15 protein-coding genes and 1 pseudogene are annotated in these 21,407 nt (G+C 64.5%); 5 read left to right on the forward strand and 11 right to left on the reverse strand.

Annotated elements, in window-relative coordinates; genetic code table 11:
- A pseudogene (locus MNBBLIKP_RS18020) lies at positions 1–556 on the forward strand (hypothetical protein); the annotation flags it as partial.
- Positions 557–680: 124 nt separating this feature from the next.
- Here MNBBLIKP_RS18020 and MNBBLIKP_RS08200 read toward each other — a convergent pair.
- Positions 681–1,922: an MFS transporter gene (locus MNBBLIKP_RS08200; protein ID WP_088309322.1), complete on the reverse strand. Its 1,242-nt coding sequence runs from the start codon at positions 1,920–1,922 to the stop codon at positions 681–683.
- Between the two features lie 90 nt (positions 1,923–2,012).
- Entirely contained in the window at positions 2,013–4,439 is a 2,427-nt protein-coding gene (locus tag MNBBLIKP_RS08205) for a TonB-dependent receptor (RefSeq protein ID WP_088309324.1), read from the reverse strand.
- 327 nt (positions 4,440–4,766) lie between these two features.
- Here MNBBLIKP_RS08205 and MNBBLIKP_RS18260 point away from each other — a divergent pair, with 327 nt between their 5' ends.
- The 3 genes from MNBBLIKP_RS18260 (at position 4,767) to MNBBLIKP_RS08215 (ending at position 9,284) form a co-directional block, all read left to right on the forward strand.
- Positions 4,767–5,072 (forward strand): hypothetical protein, encoded by a 306-nt coding sequence (locus tag MNBBLIKP_RS18260; RefSeq protein ID WP_254912967.1) that lies wholly within the window; start codon positions 4,767–4,769, stop codon positions 5,070–5,072.
- Positions 4,975–7,794, forward strand: coding sequence for a TonB-dependent receptor (locus MNBBLIKP_RS08210; RefSeq protein ID WP_254912969.1), 2,820 nt, complete (start codon positions 4,975–4,977; stop codon positions 7,792–7,794). Before MNBBLIKP_RS18260 ends, MNBBLIKP_RS08210 begins: the two co-directional genes overlap by 98 nt.
- Positions 7,795–7,913: 119 nt before the next feature.
- The gene (locus tag MNBBLIKP_RS08215; protein WP_254912968.1) at positions 7,914–9,284 is read left to right on the forward strand and encodes a sulfatase-like hydrolase/transferase; all 1,371 of its coding nucleotides are present in this window, start codon (positions 7,914–7,916) and stop codon (positions 9,282–9,284) included.
- A gap of 22 nt (positions 9,285–9,306) precedes the next feature.
- Here the strand turns inward: MNBBLIKP_RS08215 and MNBBLIKP_RS08220 are convergent, their stop codons facing one another.
- A complete protein-coding gene (locus MNBBLIKP_RS08220) occupies positions 9,307–11,031 on the reverse strand; it encodes a DEAD/DEAH box helicase (protein WP_088309326.1) in 1,725 nt (574 codons plus the stop codon).
- A 192-nt stretch (positions 11,032–11,223) separates the two neighbouring features.
- Between MNBBLIKP_RS08220 and MNBBLIKP_RS08225 the strand changes: the two genes are divergently transcribed.
- Positions 11,224–12,408: an acyl-CoA dehydrogenase family protein gene (locus MNBBLIKP_RS08225; protein WP_088309328.1), complete on the forward strand. Its 1,185-nt coding sequence runs from the start codon at positions 11,224–11,226 to the stop codon at positions 12,406–12,408.
- A 73-nt stretch (positions 12,409–12,481) separates the two neighbouring features.
- Here MNBBLIKP_RS08225 and MNBBLIKP_RS08230 read toward each other — a convergent pair whose 3' ends face one another.
- The 8 genes from MNBBLIKP_RS08230 to MNBBLIKP_RS08265 form a co-directional block, all read right to left on the reverse strand.
- Positions 12,482–13,156 carry a hypothetical protein gene (locus MNBBLIKP_RS08230; RefSeq protein ID WP_088309330.1) on the reverse strand — a complete coding sequence of 225 codons (675 nt, stop codon included), beginning with the start codon at positions 13,154–13,156 and terminating at the stop codon, positions 12,482–12,484.
- 35 nt (positions 13,157–13,191) lie between these two features.
- Positions 13,192–15,039, reverse strand: coding sequence for a tetratricopeptide repeat protein (locus MNBBLIKP_RS08235; protein WP_140420557.1), 1,848 nt, complete (start codon positions 15,037–15,039; stop codon positions 13,192–13,194).
- Between the two features lie 330 nt (positions 15,040–15,369).
- A complete protein-coding gene (locus MNBBLIKP_RS08240) occupies positions 15,370–16,143 on the reverse strand; it encodes an SDR family NAD(P)-dependent oxidoreductase (protein WP_088309334.1) in 774 nt (257 codons plus the stop codon).
- Positions 16,140–16,829: a DsbA family oxidoreductase gene (locus MNBBLIKP_RS08245; RefSeq protein WP_088309336.1), complete on the reverse strand. Its 690-nt coding sequence runs from the start codon at positions 16,827–16,829 to the stop codon at positions 16,140–16,142. Before MNBBLIKP_RS08245 ends, MNBBLIKP_RS08240 begins: the two co-directional genes overlap by 4 nt.
- Positions 16,826–17,704, reverse strand: a complete 879-nt coding sequence (nudC, locus tag MNBBLIKP_RS08250) for an NAD(+) diphosphatase (protein WP_088309337.1) — start codon at positions 17,702–17,704, stop codon at positions 16,826–16,828. Before nudC ends, MNBBLIKP_RS08245 begins: the two co-directional genes overlap by 4 nt.
- On the reverse strand, positions 17,701–19,038 hold the full coding sequence (locus MNBBLIKP_RS08255) for a serine hydrolase domain-containing protein (protein ID WP_088309339.1): 1,338 nt from the start codon (positions 19,036–19,038) through the stop codon (positions 17,701–17,703). The genes nudC and MNBBLIKP_RS08255 overlap by 4 nt, the downstream gene beginning before the upstream one ends.
- 14 nt (positions 19,039–19,052) lie before the next feature.
- Entirely contained in the window at positions 19,053–20,363 is a 1,311-nt protein-coding gene (locus tag MNBBLIKP_RS08260) for a serine hydrolase domain-containing protein (RefSeq protein WP_088309341.1), read from the reverse strand.
- A 24-nt stretch (positions 20,364–20,387) separates the two neighbouring features.
- Positions 20,388–21,407: A/G-specific adenine glycosylase (locus MNBBLIKP_RS08265; RefSeq protein ID WP_088309342.1), on the reverse strand; the 1,020-nt coding region annotated here is incomplete at its 5' end.

Here is a 21,407-nt window from a genome sequence, read left to right on the forward strand (position 1 = left end):
TCGTGACGCTCCAGCCGAGCGTCACGATGGCTGGACCCCCGAACGCCAACGCCAGTTCTGCGAGACATTGGCCGAATGCGGCAGTGTTGAACGCGCCGCGGCAGAGGTCGGCATGTCGCGTGAGACGGCCTATCGCCTGCGCCGCCGGACCAGCGGGCGCGCTTTTGCCCTGGCCTGGGACGCCGCCTTGCTGCTCGCCCGGCAGCGGATGATCGACGATGTGATCGACATGGCCTTTGACGGATCGATCGAGCGCCACTTTCGCGATGGCAAGCTGGTGCTGGAAAAGCGCCGCCGCGATCCGCGCGCGCTGCTGACCACGATCGAACGGCTCGGTTCGAACAAGGCGCTGGGCACGCCCCCGGCCAAGGCCGTGGCAGAGGACTTTGAAGAGTTCCTCGACTGCATGGAGGATGATTACCAGCACCGCCGGGGCGAAGCCGCCGAATTCATGCAGATCCGCGCGGATTCCGGCAACATGATCACCAAGCCCAGCCTGGTCAGCGCCCAGTTCCAGCTGCGCGAGGCATTGGATGCGCTGCGCCGGGGCGGGTGAGGAGGGCATTGCTGCCGCACGGCCCCGGCGAACGGGTTATCCTTGAAAATCAACGAAGGTCACACAGTTCAAAACAGCGATTCCGCGTGACCTTTGTGACCTTTGTGACCTTTGTGACTTTCGCTCAGGCCGGAGCCCGCCGTTCGCGCAGCAGCACCCACAGCACCCCGGCCGCCACCAGATCGAGCGCGGCCAGCGCCACGAACAGCGGGTTATAGCCGAACTGGTCCGCGCTTTGCCCGATCAGCAGGGTGAACAGCATCCCCCCGATCCACGCTGCGGTGCCCGCCATGCCGCTGGCGGTGCCAACGGTGCGGCTTTCGAACACATCGGCGCACAGCGTGATCAGCGCGCCGTTGAGCATCTGATGCGCGAACCCGCCAACGCAGAACAGGGCAATCGCCATGCCGGGTGACGTGGCCAGGCCAATGCAGGCCGGCCCGACCATGCACAGCGCGCCCAGCGTCATGGTGACCTTGCGGGAGCTGAGCAGCCCGGCTCCGCGCCGCATCAGCCAGGGTGGCAGCAACCCGGCGGCGAGACTGCCAAAGTCTGCCGCCAGGAACGGCAGCCAGGCCCACAGCGCAATGCTCTTGAGGTCCAGCTTCCAGACCGCGACCAGATAGAGCGGGATGAAGAAGTTGAAAGTCTGCCAGGCCGGTTCGGACAGGAACCGTGGCACCGCGATGGCCCAGAAGCTGCGGCTTTGCAGCACGGCCTTGCGGGTGGCGGGCTTGCCCGGCAGCTCCTGATCGGGTTCGCCCGCAATCAGGGCCCGTTCACCGGGGGACAGGGCAGGATGATTGTCAGGGTCACGGTAGCCCCACCACCACAGCAGCGCCCAGGCCAGGCTGAGCGCGCCGGTGACCACAAAGGCCGCCTGCCAGTTCCACGCCAGGATGCAGAACGCGACCAGCGGCGGGGCGATCATGTTGCCCACGCTGGTGCCCATCTGGAACAGGCTGGTCGCCAGCGGCCGTTCGCGGCTGGGGAACCACTGCGACACGGTCTTGGCCCCGGCCGGGATCGCCGCTGCCTCGGTCGCGCCCAGCAGCGCACGGAACGCGGCCAGGCTTTGCCAGCCAGTGGCCAGGCCATGCGCCATGTTGGCAAAGGCCCAGCCGAGCGCAAACAGGAAGAACCCCAGCCGCGTGCCCAGCACGTCGAGCAAGCCGCCTGCGACGGTTTGCATCACGGTGTAGCTGGCCTGAAACGCCAGCACGACCCAGCTGTACTGCTCGGTCGACATCGCGAACTCGCTCTTCAGCGTCGGCGCGGCGACGGACAGGGTCGACCGCGCAAGGTAGTTGAGCACCGTCCCCAAAGTGACCAGCCCGATGATCCACCAGCGCAGCTTGCCCTTCATCGCATCCTCCCCGTGTTCGCCGTATCTATCAGAAAAAATGGCCGGACACCCAAAAGATGCCCGGCCAGAGGGTGGAACTGTTTGTCCGGATCAGCCGCCGAAAGCGTACTGCAGCTTGATCCCGAAGAACCGGTCGCTGTCGCGCGGACGGACCTGATAGATCACGTGCGCCGGGTTGGTCACGCCGCCGCCAAGGGTGGCGAAGCCATCGCTCAGCCCGGCGGCATAATGCGTGTCGAACAGGTTGTTGACGAACAGCGTCGCCTTGACCGGCCCAAACTCGCCGCCAATGCTGGCGTTGAAGATGCCATAGGCCTTCTGCTCAAGCAGCGGATTGCCCAGCAGGTCGAAGTTGACCGTGCTCTGGTGCTGATAGCCCAGCGTCAGCGTGCCCTTGTTATCGCCGCCCAGCGGGAAATCGGCATTGGCGCCCAGCGCGAACTTGAACTTGGGCGAGTTCGGCAGCGCCGCCCCGCTGCGGTCCTGGAACGCACAGAGCGAACGCGGCGCAGCGGCCGTGGCGGCCGGGGCCGAGGTGCAGCCCGCGGCGAGCACCGAGGCACTGCCGTTCCAGGTTGCCCCGGTCTGATCCGGATAGCCCTGGGCACCGGGGAACGCGGTCATCTTGGCGTCGGTGTAACTGGCCGACCCGTCAAACCGCAGCCAGTCGTTCGGCTTGACCGACAGCTCCGCCTCGACGCCCTTGGTCTTGAGCTTGCCCACGTTGTTCAGCACGAACTGCGGAGCAAGGTTGATGATCACCGCCGACTGTGCCTGGAAGTTGTTGTAATCGGTGACAAAGCCGGTGAGGTTGAGCTGGACCTTGTTGTCCATGAACCGGCTTTTGAGGCCCAGTTCGTACGAGGTCGAATGTTCGGCCTTGACCGGACCAACGCCGTTCAGACCTGCGCCAGTGCCCGCCAGCGATGCATCGATCCGCGCCGGGTTGAAGCCCGAGGACACATCATAGGCATAGCCCTTGTAGCCTCTGGCGACGCTGCCATAGACCATCACTCTGGGCGCAACCTCTTGCGAGATCGAGGCCTTCCAGGTCACCACATCGTCGCTGTGCTGGCCCCGGCACGCCGGATTGCCGATCAGGCAGGTGTTGAGCGTGGCATTGCCCAGCAGATTGTCAAACCGCACCCCAATCCGCTCGGTGTTGTAACGCAAGCCAGCGGAAATGGTGGTTTCGGTCGGCAGGGTATAGTCGGCCTGGGCGAACAGCGCGGCGCTGCGGCTGGTCGCTTTGGCATCCCAGCTGGCGAGCAGAGCCACCGGGCCCCGGGTGAAAGCGCGGTTGGTGCTGGAATTGGCGAAGAAGCCGCCGATCACGTATTTGAACGGCCCGTTGCCGGTCGACACCAGCCGCAGTTCCTGGGTGAAGCTTTGCGAATGATAGGGCCCGCTCTGCGCGATCCCGCCGTTGACCGCCCCGCCGGTCAGCAGCCCCAGAATGTTGACATCGGTGCCGTCGACGTCGTTCTGGAAATTGTACTTCCAGTCCTGATACCCGGTCACCGCGATCAGGTTGACCCCGCCAAGGTCTGCCACCAGCCGCGCCGAGAGTGTGCCGGTTTCGTTGGTGGTTGCCCCTTCGGCATCGATTCTGGCGTTCTGGTTGCCCGGCCCGGCCGTGACCCCGACCAGCGACGGGAACAGCGGTGCAGCGGCATTGCCCAGCACCCGCGGAGTGCTGCCTGCGGCGATCGAGCGGATCGTGGTCGATGTCCCGTTCTGGGTGTTTTTGGCATAGGACCCGCCCACCGTGATCGACACGTCCGGCGAGATTGCCAGCTTGAGCTTGCCGCGCAGGCCATAGCCTTCGACATCGTTGAGCCAGCGCCCCGTGGTCAGGTTGTGCACATTGCCTTTGAAGCTGTGGTAAAATGCCCCGAGCCGGAAGCCGGAATCGCTGCCCCCGATCGGACCGGAGAGCGAGGCTTCGACGCGGTAGTCCTCGTCAGTGGCAGCCGTGGCGGCGAAGCTGCCGCTGAGTTCCGTGGAGGGATCCTTGGTCACGATGTTGACCACACCCGCCGAAGCCGCCTTGCCGAACAGCGTGCCCTGCGGCCCCTTGAGCACTTCGATCCGCTGGACATCGCCAAGCGCATCGAAGGCCTGGGCCTGCTGGACCACCGGCAGGTCATCGACGATCACCGCGACGCTGGGTTCGACCCCGATCGAGAAAGCGAACGTGCCGATCCCGCGCATGATGATCGAATTGTTCGGCGAAGAGGTCGACTGCGTCACAGTCAGCGAGGGTGCGGCGCGGGTCAGGTCGGAAAAGTCGGCGATCCGGTTGCGCTCCAGCGCTTCGCTGTTCAGCGCGGTGACTGAAACGGGCACGTTCTGGAGGTTCTGTTCCCGCTTTTGCGCGGTCACCACGATTTCTTCCAGCCCCCCGGATTCCGCACCTGCTTCAGGAGCAGCCGGTGCGGCAGCGTCCTGGGCAAAGGCCGGTTGAGCGAAAGCGAGGGTCGAGAACCCCGTGAGCAAAAGGAACTTGCGTGACATGAGACCCCTCCCGGAATCGGTTTGACTTACTGGTCAGGCCAATTATTCCGATTGGACAATCATGTCAAGCGGCGTTTGGTCAGCCGCATTCTGGCGAGGAAAACCAGCGCTATGTGTGATGCCGAGGTGGCGGCCTGGCCCATGCGGCAACCGGGGTGACACGGGCTGCAGGGCAGATCTGCCGGGCCAGACCGCCGACTGGCAGCACTGCCCAAGCTGCTCTTCCCGTCCGCTTTCTGCCTTGCACTGGAATGCCAGTAAGATAGGGTATTGGCCTGACGAGCGCGCTGCCGAAAAGCCGCATGTCGAAATATGGGAGGGGAAACCATGAAAGTCACACGCCTGTTCTGCACCGCATCGATGATTGCCGTCTGGTGCGCCGCCAGTGGCCCGGCCCTGGCGCAAGCCGCGCCGGCCGAGGACGTTGCCGACGAAACCGAAATCGTCGTGACCGCGCAGCGCCAGAACGAAACGCTGCAAAGCGTTTCCCATCGCCGTTTCAGCGTTCAATGCCGAAGCGCTGGAAAAGCAGCAGATCAAGAATTCCAGCGACCTGATGCTGACCCTGCCCAACATCACGTTCACCAAGACCGGGTTCACCAGTTCCAGCTTCACCATCCGCGGGGTGGGTGACCTGTGCGTAGGGGTCAGCTGCGATGCCGCGACCGGGATCCACATCAACGGTTCGCCAACCCCTTCGACCCGCCTGTTCGAAACCGAATTCTTCGATCTGGAACGCGTCGAAGTGCTGCGCGGCCCGCAAGGCACGCTGTTTGGCCGCAACGCCACATCGGGCGTGGTCAACTTCATTTCCGCCAAGCCCAAGCTGACCGGTTTTGAAGTGAGCGCCGAGGCCGAATACGGCAATTACAACGGGATCAAGGCCAAAGGCATGGTCAATGCCCCGATCGGCGATACCTTGGCCGTGCGCCTGGCGGGATACTATCTCAAGCGCGACGGCTATACGCTCAACGCTTATAACGGCCACAAGGTGGACGATCGCGACATGTACGGGGTGCGCGGTTCGCTGCGCTGGGAACCCAGCCCGGACACCACGCTGGACCTGATGGCCTACTATTTCCACGAAGACGACAACCGTCTGCGGATCCAGAAGCAGCTGTGCCACCGCGATCCCACCGGCGTGCTGGGCTGCCTGCCCGATACGCGCGGGTTTGAATATGCCAATGCCAATTCGCAGCTGTCCTACACCCTGCCTTCGGTCCAGCTGCTGCGCGCGCAGGGCGGCGCAGCGCTGGGGTCGGCCTTTGCCGCGCTGGGCCTGGTCAACCTGACCGGGACCGATGTGCTGGCAGGCCAGGTCAATCCGGCTGACAACCGCGTGATCCGCACCAGCTTTGATCCCTACTACCTTGCCAGCGAACAGCAGTACCAGGGTTCGTTGCGGCACAATTTCGGCCAGTTCGAAGTTGAACTGACCGGCATGTATTCCAAGACCAAGGTCAATTCGGGGGTCGATTCGGGCCAGTCGGTTGCCAACCGTGCGCTGTTTGCATCGGGCCTGGCCACGCTGCAGGCCTATGCCACCACTGGCATCCCCGGCATCCCCGGATCGGCGGCCTATTTCGCCCCCGCTGCTGCCGCGTTGATCCCCAACGGGCCCACCGGCGTGCTCTGCACCTCGGTACCCAATGCAGGTGACACCGGCGTATTCGGCGGCAGCAAGATCTGCGGGGCCGATCCGATCGGCAATGACCGTTCCAGCAACAACGTGCAGACCTGGTCGGCCGAAATGCTGGTCAGTTCCAAGCTGGACGGCCCGATCAACTTCCTGCTCGGCGCGACCTATCTCGACAACAAGATTGACGAGACGCATTACAACGTCAGCTCGTTCGGGCTTGACTATGCCGGGGCCGTGCTGGGCGCGCTGACCTCGCTGGGGCGGACGCTGACCGGCACTGCCACCCCGCCCAGCTATCTGGGTTCGACTACTTTTGACAGCTACACGCCTGACTTCCGGCTCAAGAGCTATGGCCTGTTCGGCGAAGCCTATTGGCAGCCGAGCGACAAGTTCAAGCTGACCCTGGGGCTGCGCTACAACCATGATCAGAAGGAACTGAAGGCGCGCAACCAGCTGCTCAACTTCCTGGTGCCCTATGGCACGTCCAATGTTTATGCCTCGCCCTATGCCGCCGGGTTCGATGCCGATCCGCTGACCGCCTGCCCCACCACGGGTTCGGCAGTGGTCGGCAACTATGGCTCGGTCCCGGGCTGCGATGCCTACCAGCTGCGCAACTCGTCATTCAGTGCCTGGACCGGGCGTGCGGTGATCGATTACAAGCTGAGCGACGACAACCTGCTCTATGCCTCCTATTCGCGCGGTTACAAATCGGGCGGGATCAACCCGCCGCTTGCCGCGGGGCTGCTGGCAACGACCACGTTCAAGCCGGAATATGTCAACGCCTTCGAAATCGGCACCAAGAACAAGTTCGCCGGGGGCGCCCTGACTCTCAACGGCTCGGCCTTCTACTATCAGTACAAGGGCATGCAGCTGTCGCGGATCGTCAATCGCACCTCGGTCAACGATAACGTCGATGCCACCATCTATGGGGTGGAACTGGAAGCCATCGTGCGTCCGATCCGGCCGCTGGCGATCAACATGAGCGCCAGCTACCTCCACACCAAGGTGGCGAGCGACCTGTTCGTGCAGAACCCGCGCGATCCGGCGGCGGGCCGCGACGACGCGGTGATCATCAAGGATATGGGTGCGGCCTTCAACTGCGTGGTTACCCCCAACACCGCAGGCAACGGCGCTGGTGCCCGCCAGCTGGTGACCGCGTTCAACGGCGCGCTGGGCCTGCCCGGTCCGGTTGCTTTCCCGGCTGGCAGCGGCGTAGGCGCAACCGGGGCCTTTGGCCTCTGCGCCAACCTGGCTGCGACCATCGCCAACCCCTCTGCCGGGCTGCGCGGCCTGTTCGCCACGCCCACCGGGGCCTTGCCGTTCAGCGTCACCAACGTCGGTCTGGCGCAGAACATCCGCGGCAAGGAGCTGCCCCAGGCGCCCAACTTCAAGTGGAACGTCGGGGTGCAGTACACCGCTGAATTCGACAACGGGATGAGCCTGGTGCCCCGGTTTGACCTGATCTATGTCGGGGACAGCTATGGCAACATCTTCAACGGGTCGATCAACCGCATCCGCGGCTATGCCCAGATGAACGCCCAGGTCCAGCTCAACGGAACTGACGATCGCTGGTTCCTGCGCGGGTTCATCCAGAACATCAGCGACTCCAGCTCGATCACCGGGCTGGCCGTTACCGATCAGTCTCAGGGCCTGACGACCAACATCTTCACGCTGGAACCGCGCCGTTACGGCGTCGCGGCAGGGATCAAGTTCTGACCGGACTTGCCCGTTTCTGACCGTGCTTCCTTCTCGGCCCGGACTTCCCAAGTGGAAGTCCGGGCCGGTTCATTTCAAACCGGCGGCAGCCCCGGCCGCCCCGCAGGAGACCCCCGGCCATGACCAGCAGACGTGACATCCTGGGTGCCGCCGCGGGAACGCTGGCCAGCCTGCCCTTTGCCGGGCGCGGCATGGCACGCGATGCGCGGCGCAAGCCCAACCTGATCGTGGTTCTGGCCGATGACCTGGGTTACAGCGACATCGCCCCCTTCGGCGGATCGATCCCCACCCCGGCGCTGTCCCGCATGGCCCGCGAAGGAATGATCGCGACCGACTATTACAGCCCCGCCAACATCTGCACCCCGGCCCGCGCCGGGATCCTGACCGGGCGCTATCCGGTGCGCACCGGGCTGGGGTTTGAAGTGATCATGGAAGGCGATGACCGCCGCCTGCCGCTGAGCGAAGTGACGATCCCGGCGGCGCTGAAGCCGGACTATGTCAGCGGCCTGTTTGGCAAGTGGCACCTGGGCCACCGCGCGCCGGACTGGTCACCGATCCACTATGGCTTCGACCGGTTCTTTGGCATCCCCTATAGCCACGACATGCACCCCCTGCCGGTCTATGATGCCGCAGTGGGCCAGCCCGAGGTGCGGCTGGAGCTGCCGCTGGAACAGTTGCAGGAACAGTTCTTCATCAAGGCGGAAGAATTCATCACCGCCAACCGGGACCGCCCGTTTTTCCTGCAACTGGCGCTGAGTTCGCCCCACCTGCCCAGCGTCCCGCCTACCCGGCTGCAAGGCAAATCGCGGGCTGGCCCTTATGGCGATTCGATCCTGGAGATCGACACGATCATGGCCCGCCTGTTCGCCCGGCTGCGCGCGCTAGGGCAGGATCATGACACGGTGGTGATGTTCACATCCGACAATGGTCCCTGGTTCGAAGGATCAAGCCAGCCGCTGCGCGACCGCAAGGGCGGGGCAGGCTATGATGGGGGATACCGGGTGCCGTTCCTGGCCTGGGGGCCGGGGCGGATCCCGGCCGGGCGCAAGAGCGACGCGATCCTGTGCGGGATTGACCTGCTGCCAACCTGCTGCGCGCTGGCCGGGCTGCCGCTGCCGCAGGGGGTGGAACTGGACGGCAAGGACCTGACCGGCGTGCTGACCCGCGGCGCGCCTTCGCCGCATGACCAGATCCTGCTGTTCAACAACAACGAAGTGGCGGCAGTGCGGACCCAGCGCTGGAAATACGTTGACCAGACCTATTACCGCTCGATCAAGCTGCCGCTGGCCCGGATGGGCTTTGAAGAGCTCTACGACATGGCCGCCAGCGATGCCGAGGAATATAGCCTGGCCCGTGACCATCCCGCCGTGCTGGCCGAAATGAAGCACCGCCTGGCCGATGCCCGCACCCGGTTCAAGCCCTATGACACCGGGGTGCCGCCGTTCTTCGTCCAGTTCGCCAAGCGGCTGCAGGCCTTGCAGCAGGATTGATCGCGCCGGTCAGGGCCCCGGATCAGCGCGGCTTGTGCGGCCCCTTGCGGTGCTTGAATTTCCCGCCGGGAGGCGGTCCACCGCGGCCCGGGCCGCGATTCTCGCCCCGGTTCGCCCCGCGATCTGCGCCGCGTCCGGCCGCTTGCCGCGCAGCGTTGCGGGGATTGCCTTCCACCCGCACGATCTCGACCCCGTCGTCTGCTTCGGCGGTGCGGCCGACCGCGGCCTCGAACCGCGCGGCGATGGTGCCGGGCACTTCGAACAGGGTTTCATTCGCGGTGATCCGGATCGCACCGATCTCGCTGCGGCTGACGTGGCCGCGCCGGCACAGCAGCGGCAGCACCCAGCGCGGATCGGCGTTCTGGCGGCGACCGACGTTAAGCCGGAACCAGACGCTGCCTTCGAACCCGGGGCGCGGGCCCTGTGGCGGCGGGGCATCGGTGGCGAGCAGTTCCTCGGGCTGGGGCTGGCGCGCGCGGTGCGCCTGGACCAGCGCCACGGCGATCTCTTCCGCCGAGCGTTCGGCCAGCAGCCGCGCGGCCAGTTCGGCATCGCCTTCGTTCGGTTCGACCGGCGTGAGCAGCGTGGCGAGCAGGCGCTCGCTGTCCGCCGCGCGAATATCCGCGGCCGAAGGCGGGGCGATCCATTCGGCGGGGATCCGCGCGCTGCGCAGCATCATTTCGACCCGGCGACGGCGCGGATAGGGCACCAGCAGGATCGCGGTGCCTTTCTTTCCGGCCCGCCCGGTCCGGCCCGAACGGTGCTGCAAAGCCTCACCATCGCGCGGCACTTCGACATGGACCACCAGCGACAGTCCCGGCAGGTCGATCCCGCGCGCGGCCACATCGGTGGCGACGCAAACCCGCGCGCGCCGGTCACGCAGCGCCTGTAGCGCGTGGTTGCGCTCGTTCTGGCTATGCTCGCCCGACAGCGCGACCACGGCAAAGCCGCGCTCGGTCAGGCTGGCATGGAGGTGCCGGACATTGTCGCGCGTGGCGCAAAACAGGATCGCGGTTTCCGCTTCGTGATAGCGCAGCACGTTGACCACCGCGTTCTCGATATCGGCAGGTGCGATCGCCATTGCCTGATAGGCAATATCGCCGTGGCCCTGATCGGCATCGACCGTGGAAATGCGCAAGGCATCGCGCTGATAGCGCCGCGCCAGTGCCACGATCGGTTTGGGCATGGTGGCGGAAAACAGCATCGTGCGGCGGCCTTCGGGCGTTGCATCGAGCAATTCCTCAAGGTCCTCGCGAAAGCCCATGTCGAGCATTTCGTCCGCTTCGTCGAGCACGGCTACCGCCAGTTCACGCAGGTCCAGCGCGCCGCGTTCAAGATGGTCGCGCAGCCGCCCCGGCGTGCCGACCACGATATGCGCGCCCTGCGCCAGCGCACGGCGTTCGCGCGACGGGTCCATTCCGCCCACACAGGTCGCTACCCGCGCCCCGCTTGCCTGATAGAGCCAGGCCAGTTCGCGGCTGACCTGCAAGGCCAGTTCCCGCGTTGGCGCGATCACCAGCGCCAGCGGCGCCATGGCATAGCGCGCCTGTCCGCTTTCTTCGAGCAGCTGTCCGGCCATGGCGAGGCCAAAGGCGACGGTCTTGCCCGAACCGGTCTGCGCGGAAACGATCAGGTCACGGTCATGGGCTTCCGGTTCGAGCACGGCGGCCTGAACCGAAGTAGGAGCGGCATAACCGCGCGCGGCGAGCGCTTCGGCGAGCGGCGCAAAGGGGGTCTGGAAAATCACGGTCTCACGAATCTTGAGGGGAATGCCGCCACAGACGGGCAGCGGGAATGTCGTTGAGCGCGCCCCTTAGCGCCTTTGTCGCCACAACTCCAATTTATTGCGCGCAGGCCAGATCGCCCGGGCAAAGCGGACCGCTGGACGCCCCCGGCATTCCCATGCAAGATCGCGCCGAACCCAAGTGGAGCCCATGCCATGCATCTCGATCCAACCCCCGCCGAGCTGGCCTTTCGTCAAGACGTACGCAGCTGGATCGCGGAAAATCTGAGCGAGGAGCTGCGCGAGGCAGCGCGGCTGGCGGGCTCTGTGTTCGTCGACAAGCATTATGCCCTGGAATGGCAGCGGCGGCTGGCCACGCGCGGCTGGGCTGCTCCGGCCTGGCCGCCCGAATTCGGCGGCCCCGGCTGGGACGAGACCCAGCGCCACATCTTTGCCGAGGAATGCCGCCGCGCAGGCACGCCCGCGATCGCACCGATGGGGCTGCGGATGGTTGCGCCGTGCATCATGGCCTATGGCACACCGCAGCAGCAGGCCCATTACCTGCCCCGGCTCCTGTCGGGTGAGGACTATTGGTGCCAGGGCTATTCCGAACCGCAGGCCGGGTCAGACCTTGCCGCGCTGCAATTGCGGGCTGATCCTGACGGCGATCATTATGTGCTGAACGGGTCGAAAATCTGGACCACGCACGCCCATTTCGCCAACAAGATGTTCTGCCTGGTACGGACATCGCGCGATGCGGCGCGGCAGGCCGGGATCACTTTTCTGCTGCTCGACATGGCGACTCCCGGGATCACCGTGCGCCCGATCCATTCGATCGCCGGGGACCACGATTTCAACCAAGTGTTCTTCGAAGACGCGCGCGTGCCGATGAGCGGGCGGCTGGGCGAGGAAGGCCAGGGCTGGACCGTGGCCAAGTACCTGCTCGAATTCGAACGGACCAGCGCCTATGCCAGCGGACTGTTTGCTGCGCTGGACGCGGTGCGCGGCGCGGCAGAGCAAACCGGCCTGCTGGAGGACCCCGCCCTGCGCCGCCGCTTGTCGCTGCTGCAGGCGCAAGTCACCGCGATCGAGGCGGTGGAAGCGACAGTCCTCTCCGCCATGGCCACCCGCGGCAGCCCGGGCCCGGCCTCTTCCATGCTCAAGCTGCAGGGGACCGAAGCCGAACAGGCGATTCAGGAACTCGCGGTCGAAGTGGCAGGCCACTATGGTGCGGCGGACCAGCACGAAGCGCGGCAGATGAACAGCAACGAATCCGGCCTGACGGACAGCTTCGGAATGATGGCCGTGCCGCGCTATCTCAACGGACGGGCGGCCTCGATCTATGGCGGCTCAAACGAAGTGCAGCGCAACATCATCGCCAAGGCGGTTCTGGGGTTGTGATGGGGATGGGGGCGTCACAGCGCGGGGCGGCGCTGCGCACGTGGTATAACGCGCTGCGCCGGACCGCTGCCGGCTACCGCATCTGATCCAAGGCGACACAAGCCGTTTGCCGCCCCGCATCGCATTCCGCTTTTAGCGCCGAACGCTCAGCATCGCGTTTTGCTGAATCGACATAGTCGCTAGCCTGCGTGTCAAAACTGCCGGAAACAATGTTGCGGTTGCTGGCGGTGGATTTGATCGTGCCGGAAAAGCGGGTCTGGTTGCATGGCCCTTCCCAAACCTCGATGTTCTGGGCATCGACAATCCGGCAAATTCCGCCCTGGACCAGCCCGGTAAAGGTGCTGTTACGGATGCCGCCCGTGCCACTCAATTGCGCTGTGACTGCCGCGCCATCGAACTTTATCACGAGATTGACCGCACCCTGGTAACGCGTCGCGTTGCTGTTCACTGCCTGATTGAGCAAGCTGCTCAGGTCAATCTGGCTCCGGGAGCGCTGGCGTTTGCTGACCGCCGCAGAAAAAGTACCCCGATAGGTCGCCTGCCCCTTGGCTGTCACAGCATCCGCTGCGGACCTAGGTGTTGCAGCAACCAGCTTGCCTTCCTGCTGCTTCCAGTTGCCGCTCTTGTCCTTGCAGAACATCGCCGGGGTGCCGTCTGGAAGCGATGCGGTGCGGCATTCGGCGGCATGAGCTGGCGAATAAAAATAAAATACAAAAACTAAACCAATACCTAGAAAATTGATTTTCATAAAAATTCCGTTTCACCAGCTTATCTATATACTTTCTATTTCTTTGCCCAATTAGCATCTACCACTATTGGATTTACATATGTCGTGGCTTTATTAGATTCATTTGCAAGCATTGTGAATTTTTCATGAGGTAGTTCAGATGAACTATACTTCACATGTACGTCAACAGGTCTGTCGCATATGTTTTTCAGTCTCGGAGGATTAAACATGCGGAACAGCGCGTCATCCATGGATTGACCTACCTCACCTTGGTAATATTCCTTGCATTCACCAAATCTGCATTCTGAGTAAGTGCCACGCTTTGGCAATGGAGCGATGGTTGATTTGATACAATCTACCGCGCGCTGAGGTTTGCCGACAGTGAAAGATTGGTTTGACTGAGCCAGCGCCCTCTTGCGTTCTTGCGCCTCTGCTAAAGCATTTGCTTTTCGCCGCTCTCTGTCAGCGACCAGGGAAGCAGAAAGCTCGCACCCTTTTTTGCCACCTTTTCGGCAAGCAAGGTTGTAAAAAGATTCGGCCTGAGCTTCGCTCCGCGGAAAGTGCACCCCATTTGCGTGCATTGTTCCAATGCTGGAACAACCATCCGCGACCCCCGCATTGCAAGCCTTCTGATACAACAACGCAGCCTGCACCAGATTAACCGTTGTTCCTTGGCCGCTTTGATACAGACGACCAAGATGAAAGCAGGATTCGATGTCTGAATTCGAACAAGCCCCATTGAAGAGTGTAAACGCCATCGCCTTATTGACCGTCACGCCATCGCCATTGTCATACAGCACCGCAAGATAGGCGCAGGCATAGGTCAGGCCAGCATCACATGCTGTGGCAAGGGGGGGCGCGGCGCGGGCGCCGTTGCGGCTTACGCCTGTGCCCTTGAAATACATCGCGCCCAAACTGCCACAGGCAGTTGCCACACCCTGATCACAGGCTTCGGCATAGCGCATCAGTGCAGTCCCATAATCCCTGGCATCGTAAGCCTTGATGCCCGCCAGATTTGCAGCGTTCACAGCAAAGGCCGATGCTGTGCCGCCCGGTTGGGCAGGTGCCACTGCCCCGCTGGAAGGCGCAGTCGCCCGGGGCGTCACTGTTGTCACCCAACCCGCTTTGTCATCATAGCAATGGCGCCTGCTCTCCGCCGAGCTAACGATCACTTCGGTCATGCACGATGGTTCGCCCCGCAGCTTGGCCAGGCCCGGACAAGCGACGTGCGACGCGGCATCGGGCCGTTCGGAAAATCTGGCACCCTTGAAGCACGCGGTTGACAGCAAATCGTCTGCGCGCCGGGAATCCCTGGCATAGCCTTCAACCCCTTCCGCAAAGGCGAGCCCCAACAATGCACAGCCAAGCTGGTTGTTCAGTTTGCAGGCGCGATCAGCATACAGAGCAGTTCTGGCATCGTCTTTCGCCACGCCTTCACCCTTGCCATGGCTGAGCGCCAGCGCGACACAGCCTTCGCCATCGCCGCCGTCACATCCCCGTTGATAAAGCGCTGCTGCCTTTGGCAGGTTCCTGGTCACCGCTTCGCCAGAAAAGTGAATATCTCCAGCGCTGGTGCAGCCGATGGCATCGCCGCCATCACAGGCGCGCATAAACAGAGTCAGCGCCTGCTTGGCATCCTTGGGCAGGCCATCGCCCCGCAAATGCCGAAAGCCCAGATTTGCGCAGGCAACCGCATTACCGGCACTGCATTTTTGTTGCAGCGCCTCTGCACTTTCAGGTGCGCCGCCACCTCCACCGCTTAATTGCGCGTGGGCCGCGTAACCCATCATGGCCAACAGAAAAGCGAGCAAGAATCTCATCAATAAAACCTTGTTGGCAGCACTTGGACTAAGAGTCTGAATTCGCCAGATCAGACCAATGTTTGAAAAAACATGCAACCGCAATCGAACAGGTGAGCCACAGTATTTTAAGGCCGAATATACGATCCAGAAACACACCGGATCAGGCGCATTGAACCCTGCCCCGGCCCAGAATCCACAGCCAAACTTTCCTACACGGCGCGAATCTGCGATAAGGCGGGTCGCTCTTTGACATTGTCGACCCCCACCATTTGCGCTGCCAGACCGGCTTGCGTCCGCATTTTTTCCAAAAATGGCAGAAGTGTCACCTTGTTCGGCACAAGATATTGCAATTATTATAAAAATCAGGGTGACACATTGGGCTGATCTGTCACCTTTGTGACCGCTCCTGTCACCCGGTATCCGCGCCCTGCTTCAGCCCTGCCGGGCGCGCTGGCGGGCGATGAAGCTGCGGACGTCGTATTCGTCATCTCCCGGATAACGCGGGGCGTGGCGAGCATAGGCTTCGTCCAGCGCGGCGATCCGTTCGTGCATCCGCACCGGATTATAGGCATGGCTGACCACAAAGCGTTCGCGCGCGGCAATCTGCGGCAGAACGATGGCGGCAAACCGGTCTGCGTCCATCGCCAGATCGCGGATCGCCGCCGGATTGATTTCGGTCCCGACCCAGCCGGGAATGATCGTGCCGGCATGGACATGCGGCGGCAGGTCTTCGCGCAGGCTTTCGGTCAGGCCCAGCACCGCATGTTTCGATGCGATATAGGCAGCGGACCGCTTGACCGCGCAGAACAGGGCATTCTCGCTCGCCACGTTATAGATCGCGCTGGGATGATCCTGCACGGCAAGGCGCGGAGCGAAAGTGGCGCAGCCGTGCCACACCCCCCAGAAGTTCACTTCCATGATCCGCCGCGCATCGGCCAGCGGCATGTCGGGCAAGGGCTTGCCCCCGCCGCCGATCCCGGCGTTGTTGATCAGCAGATCGACCCGCCCGAAACGGTCCCAGGCATGGTCCGCCAGCGCCGCAATCGCAGCAGGATCGGCCACATCGCAAGGGAAGATATCTTGCCCCGCAAGGTCAGCGGCGAGCACTTTGGCCCCTGCCGCTTCCAGCGCGCGGCCCAATGCCCGGCCAATTCCGCCCGCGCCGCCGGTGATCACCGCAACTTGGCCGGAAAAGTCCGGGTTCACGCCGCCGCGCCCAATTTGGCCGCAACCCGGCGCAAGGCATTGGCATAGACTTCCGGCTCCTGCGCGCCGGGGATCAGGAACTTGCCCTGGACCACCATTGCCGGAACGCCGGAAATGTTCATGTCCCACGCCGCCGCTTCCTCGCGCCGGACGATCACTCCCAGCGCCTCGTCCTCCAGCGCGGCCCGCGCGCCGGCCGGATCAAGCCCCTGCGCCCCGGCCAGTTCGACCAGCACGTCCGCGTCTGACACGTTGCGGCGCTGCTGAAAATGGGCGTCGAACAGGGCCAGCTTGAGCCCGGTCTGGACCTGCGGCCCGCCTTCAATCAGCGCCCATTTGAGCAGCTTGTGCGCGGCAAAGGTGTTCCACATCCACGCCTTGGGCGGTTCCCCCTGCCCGGCATAGGCAAAGGAATAGCCCGCGCGTTCACCGATGCTCAGCAACTGGCCGCGATTGGCCTCTGCCTGTTCGGGCGTGCGGCCATATTTGCGGGCGATGTGTTCGCTCTGCCCTTCACCGGCAACCGGCATATCAGGGTTGAGTTCGAACGGCAGCCAGCGGACCTCGGCCTCAACTTCTCCCTCCAGTTGGGCCAGGCCCTTTTGCAGCTGGCTGTAACCGATGATGCACCACGGGCACATCACGTCGGAATAGATGTCGATGGTGAGTTTGGTCGGATTGGTCATCGGCTGAGCCACCAGTTGAGGAGATGATGCGCGATTGCCTGCGGCGGCGGGGCGATGAACGGGGCGCTGTCATCCCCGGCCATCGCGGCGGCCACTTCGGCGCGGGTGTACCAGCCGGCCTCGTCCAGCTCGGTCCGGTCGATGGTCAGTTCGTCCGACAGGGCATGGGCGTGGCAGCCGATCATCAGGCTGGAAGGGAACGGCCAGGGCTGGCTGGCGATGTAAGTGACATCGCGGACCCGCACCCCGGCTTCTTCGTGCACCTCGCGCGCGACGGCCTCTTCAATGCTTTCGCCCGGCTCGACGAACCCGGCAAGGGCGGACAGGCGGCGCGGCGGGAAGCGCGGCTGGCGGCCAAGCAGGAGGCGGTCCGAATGTTCGACCAGCATGATCGTGACCGGATCGACCCGGGGAAAATGCTCGGCCTTGCAGGTGTCATTGGTGCAATTGCGCTGCCACCCGCCCTTGGCCAGCACCGTGGGGCAGCCGCAGCGGGCGCAATAGCGGTGGCGAGCGTGCCAATCGACCACGGCGCGGGCGGTGCCATAGGTCGCCAACTCCGCGTCCGGCAAGGCGGACATCGCCGCCCACAGCCGGGGGTTGGCCGGAGCGACCGAGCCGATCAGGCTGGTGGCGACTTCGGCGAAGCAGGCCTTGCCCTCCAGCAGGCCGAGGAACACCAGTTCGCTGTCCGGATCGGCATCGGCCAGCGTTCCCCAGTCAAGCCGGGCCTCTGGCGTGATCACGGGATCGAGCCCGTCCAGTCTCAGCAGCCGGGCGCGCCAGTCCATCGCGGCGCTCAGCTGATCCGGATCGGCCCGGACATGGTCGGCACGATCAAGGTTCGATCCGGCAAAGGCGATCGGCATGGTCATTTCGGTCCTGTCAGGTTCGGGTTGTGGCCCATCGCGGTCAGATCTGCGCCAACCGCTTGCGGGAATTCCTTGAGGATCGGCAGCCGGTCCTGTGGCATATATTGCACGAACAGGCTGGTGCGCAGGCCCAGCCGGGTCTGGGCAAAGCCGACCGTGCCGGCCGCGCCCGACCAGCCCCACAGGCCTTCGTCCTTGCCCGCCCCCAGGATCGCCCCCGCGCCAAACCGGTTGCCCGCGACCCAGGTGCCGGTCAGATCCGCTTCGGGCGGCAGCAGGTCGCTGGTGGCAAGCTGCACCGCAGCTTCATTCACCACGCGCTTGCCATCGATCAGCCCGCCGCCGACGATCAGTTTCAGGAACCGGTCATAATCCGCCGGGCTCGATACCAGCCCCGATCCGCCAAAGGCGAACGGCGGCGGGCTATCGTAAATCGAATTGGCTGGCCGGTCGATCGGCAGCGGCACGCCGCCAAGCAGGACATAATTGGTGGTCAGCCGCGGCTTGGCGCTGCCGGGAACCTGAAAGAAGCTGCTGCCCATCCCCGCCGGGCCGAACAGCTGTTCCTGCAGGAACACGTCGAGCCCGCTGACCCCGGCGGCGCGGGCGATGACGATCCCCAGCACGTCAAGCCCCATCGAATAGCGCCAGACCTTGCCAGGCTCTGCCACCAGCGGCACCGTGGCGGCGCGGCGCAGGAATTCGTCCGGGCCGGGGCACGCCGGGCCATCGTTGATCCCCGGCAGCTTGCGGCGCGAGATCTGGCCGGGATTGACGCCCAGTCGCTTGAGCTCATCCGCCACCTTGTTGCGCCCGACCACGGCATAGCCCAGCCCGGCGGTATGGGTCAGCAAGTGGCGGATCGTGATCAGCTTGTCGGTCGGCCGGGCATCGAGCCCCAGCTTGGGATCGATCGCCACCTGCATTTTCGCGAACTCCGGCGCGAAATCGGCAAGTGGCTGGTCAAGCCGCAGCTTGCCCTGATCGATCAGCATCGCGGCGGCCAGGCCGGTGACCGGCTTGGTCATCGAATAGCAGCGGAACAGGCTTTGCGCGCTATTGGGATCGCGATCATCAAACGCCTCGCGCCCGCGGGCGATGAACAGCGGCGCGGCCTGCTGCCAGCCCAGCGCCGCGATCATGCCCGATACCTTGCGAGCCTGAACATAGCGTTCGATCAGCCCGGTCACATGCGGCCAGGGCACCGGGGACGGGGTTGCCGCCAGAGCGCGGGCAAGCGGCAGACCGGCCAGCGCCGCTCCCGCACCCAGCAAGGCTCCGCCCCGGATCAGTCCCCGGCGCGAAACAGTCCGGTCCAGATCTTCGCTGTGCTCCATTGTCCCGTATTCCTTCAGATCAGTTGCGGCGCGGCAAGATCGGTGGCGGCGGCCGCCGGATAGGTGTCGTAGATCGCATAGGCTTCGGACGGCATGTACTGGGTATAGCAGGCGACCCGGATCCCGCGCGCCAGATCGACCCGGAACACCGTGCCCGCCGCGCCGCTCCAGCCGATCACCCCGGTCTTGGTCCCGATCCCGGCCCGCGCGCCCGCACCGTTGCCCGCACTGTCGACAAAGCTGCCCGCGGTAATCGCCCCGGACGGGACCAGGTTCTTCCCCCCCTGCTGCACCGCGCCGCGGCCCAGCACCCGCCGCCGCCCCGACCGGCCGCCAGCCACCAGCATGGCCATGAACTTGTCATAATCCCGCGGCGTGGAAACCAGCCCCGATCCGCCAAATGCAACCGCAGGCGGTTCGAGATAGACCGAGCTTGCACCCGGATCGATCGGCAGCGCCTTGCCGTCCTTGATCCCGTAATTGGTTGCCAGCCGCGCGGCCTTGGCACCGGGCACATGGAACGCGGTATCGGCCATGCCGCAAGGGCCGAAGATCGTTTCCTGCAGGAAGCGGTCAAAGCTTTTGCCGCTGGCAAGTTCGATCACCCGGCCGAGCAGATCGAGCCCGACCGAATAAGACCACTGCGTGCCCGGTTCATAGACCAATGGCAACGCAGCCAGCCGATCAGCAAAGGCCGCCAGACTGGGGGCCTGGGCCGGGGTAGCTGGTGTGCCCGGCAGCGGATGGCGACTGAGCCGCCCAGCCCCTAGCCCGGCGGCCAGATAGGCCTGCTGGATCGGCCCATGCTGGATAATGGTATAACCCAGCCCGGCCGTATGGGTCAGCAGGTGGCGTACGGTGATCTGGGTTCGGGCTGGGCGAACCTGATCGAGCGGCGCATGAGGCGAAAGCAGCACCTGCATCTGCCCGAAAGCCGGCAGGAAATCGGCAATTGGCTGATCGAGCCGGAGCCGCCCGCGCTCGATCAGTTCCATTGCCGCCATGCCGGTGACAACCTTGGTCATCGAATAGATCCGGAACAGTGTGTCCGGCGTCATGTCCGGCGCATCGCCAAAGGCCAGCTTGCCGCGCGTGATGAATTGCGGCGGCTGGTCGCCAAACCCGATCGAAGCGACCGCGCCGGGTAATTTGCCGCTGTCAACCAGACCGTCCAGCAAGGCCTTGATTGCCGGAAAATCCCGTGCCGCCGCCGCTGCCACCAGCGCTTGAGCCGGAAATCCGGCCAGACCCAGGCCCAGTCCGCCAAGCGCGCCGCGCCCCAGCAGCTCGCGCCGGTTGAGGCGCAGTTCAGTTAGAGCAGGCACTTGTGATCTCCCCAAAACCCGCGTTCAACTGGCCAAGACCAGCGCGGCAGCCTTGGCAAACAGGGTCGGCAGGCCAGCTTCTGCCAACCGGTCAATCGCCCACCATTCGCCTTGTTCTGCCCCAAGGCTAACCCAATCTTCCGGGGAATACAGCATCAATTGCAATTCAAGATCGAAATGGGTGAAGCTGTGGCGCACCGTGCCCAGGCTGCGCCAGTTACCGGGCAGCGGCAGCTGGCCCGAGCCATCGCCGCGCGCGCTCCAGCCATCGTCGGGCAGCGCGCGCATCCCGCCGAGCATGCCCTTGCCGGGCCGGCGCACCAACCAGACCTGACCCGGCTGTGCGATCCAGAAAGCGCGGCCCTGCCGCAGCGGCTTGGCCTGCTTGGCCGCCTTGACCGGATAGCGCTCCGCCCCGGCACGCCGCCCGGCGCACCATTCGGCCAGGGGGCAGAGCAGGCAACGCGGCGCGCGACTGGTGCAGACCGTGGCCCCAAGGTCCATCATCGCCTGGGCAAAGTCACCGCTGCGCTCGTCCGGGGTTAGCTCGTCGGCCCGTGCGCGGATCGCCTTGCGGGCACCTGGGAGCGGTTCAGCAATCGCGTAGAGCCGCGCCACCACCCGTTCGACATTGGCATCGACCACCACCGCGCGGCGGCCAAAAGCGATCGCGGCCACGGCGGCGGCGGTATAGGCCCCCAGCCCCGGCAACTGGCGCAGTCCGTCCTCGGTATCGGGAAAGGCCCCACCACTCTGCGCCACGGCGCGGGCGCAGGCGATCAGGTTGCGGGCGCGGGCGTAATAGCCCAGCCCCGCCCAGGCGGCCATGACTTCCCCCTCGTCCGCCGCCGCCAGCGCCGCGACCGTGGGCCAGGCCAGGGTGAATTTCGCGAAATAGGGCTGGACCGCTGCGACCGTGGTCTGCTGCAGCATCACTTCGGACAGCCACACGCGGTAGGGATCGGGCGGCGGCTGGCCCGGGGCGGCGCGCCAGGGCAGGACGCGGGCCTGCCGGTCATACCAGCCCAGCAGCGCGGCGGCGGG

This window comes from Novosphingobium sp. B 225 (assembly GCF_002198665.1).
In the GTDB taxonomy this organism is placed as follows: domain Bacteria; phylum Pseudomonadota; class Alphaproteobacteria; order Sphingomonadales; family Sphingomonadaceae; genus Novosphingobium.